The following is a 4887-nucleotide window of genomic DNA, read 5'->3' as shown; positions in this document are numbered from 1 at the left end:
GAGTGGGGGTCGTCTCCACGGCCGACTCGGGGGGGGAGGAGCCGGACCGCGTTAGCACGGTCGCGAACGATCCGTGACTTCCATGGTGTACCCGAGAGCCCTCCCAGGCAAACCCACGCGCCTCACCTTACGCCGAATGGGCTGCGCCTATGCTCGGGGTCGTGGAAAACCACTCCTTGCCCCGCACAGCCGCCTTCTTTGACCTGGACAAGACGGTCATTGCGAAGTCGAGCACGCTCACGTTCAGCAAGTCGTTCTACCAAGGCGGGCTGATCAACCGCAGGGCCGCCTTGCGGACCGCATATGCCCAGTTCGTGTTCCTCCTCGGCGGCGCCGACCACGACCAGATGGAGCGCATGCGCGAGTACCTGTCCGCGATGTGCCGCGGCTGGAACGTCCAGCAGGTCAAGGAGATCGTGGCCGAGACCCTTCACGACCTGATCGACCCGATCATCTACGACGAGGCCGCCTCCCTCATCGAGGAGCACCACACCGCCGGCCGGGACGTCGTCATCGTCTCCACGTCCGGCGCGGAGGTGGTCGAGCCGATCGGCGAACTCCTGGGCGCCGACAGGGTGGTGGCGACCCGCATGGTCGTCGGCGAGGACGGCTGCTTCACCGGCGAGGTGGAGTACTACGCGTACGGCCCGACCAAGGCCGAGGCCGTCAAGGAGCTCGCGGAGTCCGAGGGGTACGACCTGGAGCGCTGCTACGCCTACAGCGACTCGGCGACCGATGTGCCGATGCTCCAGGCCGTGGGTCATCCGCACGCGGTCAACCCGGACCGCGCACTGCGCCGCGAGGCCCTCGCGCGCGGGTGGCCGATTCTCGATTTCCACCGGCCGGTCCGGCTCAAGCAGCGGCTGCCCGGATTCGCCGTACCGCCCCGCCCGGCCCTTGTCGCGGTCGCCGCGATAGGAGCGGCGGCTGCGACGGCGGGCCTGGTCTGGTACGCGAATCGACGGCGCTCCACGGTCGCTTGAGGGGAATCCGGCACTTTGGCGCCTGTTTGAGGGCAAAAGTAAAGAACGGCGGCCGGGGGTTCCGCTTGCCCCGGTCCAGGAGTACAAAGGGGTTAACGGCCCGCGAGACCAAGGACATCCGAGAGGATCACCTTTTTAACGCATTTGGCCCCACGGACCGCGCATGAACACCGGGCACCCACGCGACGTCGACCCGTCGATTACGGGCCAGCCGCACCAGGTGACGGGCAAAGTTCCCGACCTGATGGGCAACATATCGAGGACGCTTGGTAACTCGGTGAACATGCCAGCGGCGGTACGAGTCCTCGTACCGCCGCAACCCTTTTCCAGGGGTTTCTACGCCGCCCCGCGCTGGAGTGCCTCGCACACCGCCGTCGACTCGCGCGCTCCCAGTTCGACCGCGCGGCCGCAGTGGGCGATCCAGGCGGCCATGCCCTCGGGGGTGCCGGAGGCGTACCCGTCGAGCGCCGCCAGGTAGGCCGCACGGCCCAGTTCGGCGTGGCCCACCTCCGCGGGGCACACCGACTTGGGGTCGAGACCGCTGCCGACCAGGACGATCCGCGCGGCCGCGCGCGCGACCAGGCCGTTGTGGGAGACGAAGGGCCTGAGGGCGAGGAGCTCTCCCTGCACCACGGCGGCCGTGACCAGGGCGGGGGCCGAACTGCCCGCGATGATCAGCTCGGACAGGCCCTCCAGCCGGCCCGAGACCTCGGCCGCGTCCGGCAGGGGCAGCTCGATGAGCGGCTCGTCGACGCTCTCACCGGCCTGACGCGGACGCCCGATCCCGTCCTCGTCGGTCGCTCCTGCCACCAGATGCAGCCGGGCCAGCACCCTGAGGGGCGACTGCCGCCAGATGGACAGCAGTTGGCCGGCCTCGGCGGTCAGCCTCAGTGCCGCGCCCATGACCCGCGCCTCGTCGTCGACGCCGAAGTCCGAGCGTCGGCGCACCTCTTCGAGCGCCCAGTCCGCGCCGGACAGCGCGGCCGAGCCGCGGGCGCCGCGCAGGGCGGCCTCGGAAGTGATCTCGTTGCTGCGGCGCCGCATGACACGGTGCCCGTAGACCCGGTCCACGGACTTGCGCACGGACTCCACGGAGTCGGCCACACCGGGCAGCGAGCCCAGGGCCGCGAGCGGATCGGCGTTCGCGCCTGTCGTACTCATGAGTACGACACTACGCAACCCAGCCGGGCACCCCTCGATGGAGTGGTCTTCTTCACGCACACCTGCCACGTACAGCTACCGCTCGACTACTCTTCGTGAACATGAAAATTGCTTTCGTCGGGAAGGGCGGCAGCGGCAAGACCACCCTGTCCTCCCTGTTCATCCGCCATGTCGCGGCCACCGGAGCGCCGGTGATCGCCGTCGACGCCGACATCAACCAGCACCTCGGCCCGGCGCTCGGCCTGGACGAGGAGGAGGCCGCCGCGCTGCCCGCCCTGGGCGAGCGGCTGCCGCTGATCAAGGAGTACCTGCGCGGCACCAATCCGCGGATCGCCTCGGCCGCGGAGATGATCAAGACCACCCCGCCCGGCGAGGGCTCGCGGCTGCTGCGGGTGCGCGAGGACAACCCGGTCTACGACGCCTGCGCCCGGCCGGTGGAACTCGACGGCGACGTCGTCCGTTTGGTGGTCACCGGCCCCTTCACGGACGCCGACCTGGGGGTCGCCTGCTACCACTCCAAGACGGGAGCGGTGGAACTCTGCCTGAACCACCTGGTGGACGGGCCGGGCGAGTACGTCGTGGTCGACATGACGGCGGGCTCGGACTCCTTCGCCTCCGGCATGTTCACCCGCTTCGACATGACGTTCCTCGTCGCCGAGCCGACCCGGAAGGGGGTCTCGGTCTATCGCCAGTACAAGGAGTACGCCCGCGACTTCGGCGTCACCCTGAAGGTCGTCGGCAACAAGGTCCAGGGCCGCGACGACCTCGACTTCCTCCGCGCCGAAGTCGGGGACGACCTGCTGGTGACGGTCGGGCACTCGGACTGGGTGCGTGCCCTGGAGAAGGGCCGGCCGCCCCGGTTCGCGCTCCTGGAGGACGTCAACCGACGCGCCCTGCACCGACTGCGGACCGCCGTCGACGCGACGTACGAACTGCGCGACGCGGAGCGCTACACCCAGCAGATGGTGCACTTCCACCTGAAGAACGCCCGGTCCTGGGGCAACGAGCGCACGGGGGCCGACCTGGCGGCGCAGATCGACCCCTCGTTCGTGCTCGGCGCAAGCGCGGTGGCGGCCGTCTGAGGACGATCGCCGAGGCGCCTACAGCTTCCCGGCCGCCGGCGCCCCTGGTACGCCCTTCGGCGCCGGGGCGGGCCGGCCCGACAGGAAGGCCTGCCAGCCCTTCTTCGGAGCCTCTCCGACCCCGAGGGAGCGCAGCTTGTCCAGGGTGTCCGGGTCCTGCGCGTCGAGCCAGTCGGCGAGCTGCCGGAAGGAGACACAGCGCACGTCGGGCTTGTTGCAGACCTGCTCGACCGTCTCCTCGACGGCACGCATGTAGGTGCCGCCGTTCCAGGACTCGAAGTGGTTGCCGATGATCAGCGGCGCGCGGTTGCCGTCGTAGGCACGCTGGAAGCCCTTGAGGAGGCCGTCGCGCATCTGGTCGCCCCAGAACTCGCGCTTGCCGGGGTCGCCCTGGGTCCTGGTGCCGGACTGGTTGACCATGAAGTTGTAGTCCATGGTGAGCTGCTCATAGGAGTGCCCGGGGAAGGGCACGAGCTGCATCGACAGGTCCCACAGGCCCTGCTTCTTCTTCGGCCACAGCTGCTCGTTGACCCCGCTGGTGTCGTAGCGGAAGCCCAGCTCGCGAGCGGCCGTCATGAAGTTCTTCTGGCCCTCCAGGCAGGGGGTGCGGGCGCCGATCAGCTCCTTGTCGTAGTCGAAGGGCAGCGGGGAGGCCTTCGTCATCCCGGTGTTGGTCTTCCAGGATTTGACGAACTTCTTCGCCTGGGCGATCTCGTCCTTCCACTCCTCGACCGACCACTGGCCGACCCCGCCGCCGCTGCCGCAGAAGTGGCCGTTGAAGTGGGTGCCGATCTCGTTGCCCTCCAGCCACGCGAGGCGCAGCTGCTTGACGGTGTCGGCGATGCCCTGCTGGTCGTTGAAGCCGATGTCGGAGCGGCCCGGGGAGTGCTGCGGCGGCTTGTACTCGTCGCGCTTGTCCTCCGGCAGCATGTACACGCCGCTCAGGAAGTACGTCATCGTCGCGTGGTTCGCCTTGGCGACCGCACGGAAGTGGGAGAACAGCTTCTGGCTGTCCTCGCCGGCGCCGTCCCAGGAGAACACCACGAACTGGGGCGGCTTCTCGCCGGGCTTGAGGCGCTCGGCCCTCGGCAGGTGCGGCTGGGCTCCGGTGTAGGCGGTGGAACCGTCGCCGATCAGCCGGAACACCCGCTTGGGTGGTGCCTGGGCGGGCTTCGCCTTCAGCGGTCCCGCGGCTCCTCCGTCGGCGTCGCCGGTGCCGGTCGCGCAACCGGCGAGCGAGGCGGCGCAGACCGCGGCGACCACGGCTCCCGCGGCAATCCTGTGGGTGGCGGCCATGTTCCGCCCACCTTCTTCCTTCTCTCGGGGCAACGACAGCGCCGCCAAGTTCGCACGGGCCCGAGAAGGAATTAGTACGACAAGCCGATGAAATTGCCACTTCACCTATTCAGGTGAGCCTTTCACCCATTTGCCCGGAAAGCCTATGCCTGCCCTTTACTCTGCATTACGATCCATTTACCGAGCGTTGATTCATCCCGCCGCTGCACGCCGTGACCCACGGCCGCGACCCGACCCCCGTCGTCGACGGGGGACCACCTGTTCCGCGACCGCGCTGCCCCGGAGGAGACGGGAAATATGTCAGCCTGTGTTCCCACCCGAGCCACCGACCCCAGCGACTCGCACCACGCGAGGCGCAGCCACCC

Annotated in this window: 4 protein-coding genes; 2 read left to right on the top strand and 2 right to left on the bottom strand. The window is 69.0% G+C overall.

From position 1 onward, the window contains the following. Positions 1 to 149 precede the first annotated feature (149 nt). Positions 150 to 983 carry an HAD family phosphatase gene (locus tag EHS43_RS37405; protein WP_125195073.1) on the top strand — a complete coding sequence of 278 codons (834 nt, stop codon included), beginning with the start codon at positions 150 to 152 and terminating at the stop codon, positions 981 to 983. Between the two features lie 336 nt (positions 984 to 1319). Here the strand turns inward: EHS43_RS37405 and EHS43_RS37400 are convergent, their stop codons facing one another. Continuing rightward, positions 1320 to 2144, bottom strand: a complete 825-nt coding sequence (locus tag EHS43_RS37400) for an oxidoreductase (protein WP_125195072.1) — start codon at positions 2142 to 2144, stop codon at positions 1320 to 1322. 101 nt (positions 2145 to 2245) lie between these two features. Between EHS43_RS37400 and EHS43_RS37395 the strand changes: the two genes are divergently transcribed. After that, positions 2246 to 3226: an ATP-binding protein gene (locus EHS43_RS37395; protein ID WP_125195071.1), complete on the top strand. Its 981-nt coding sequence runs from the start codon at positions 2246 to 2248 to the stop codon at positions 3224 to 3226. Between the two features lie 18 nt (positions 3227 to 3244). Here EHS43_RS37395 and EHS43_RS37390 read toward each other — a convergent pair whose 3' ends face one another. Beyond that, positions 3245 to 4522: a hypothetical protein gene (locus EHS43_RS37390; protein ID WP_125195070.1), complete on the bottom strand. Its 1278-nt coding sequence runs from the start codon at positions 4520 to 4522 to the stop codon at positions 3245 to 3247. Positions 4523 to 4887 lie beyond the last annotated feature (365 nt).

The organism is Streptomyces sp. RP5T, from assembly GCF_003933965.1.
In the GTDB taxonomy this organism is placed as follows: domain Bacteria; phylum Actinomycetota; class Actinomycetes; order Streptomycetales; family Streptomycetaceae; genus Streptomyces.
The sequence above is the reverse complement of the archived record's forward strand: the minus strand, read 5'-3'. Positions and strand labels throughout refer to the sequence as shown.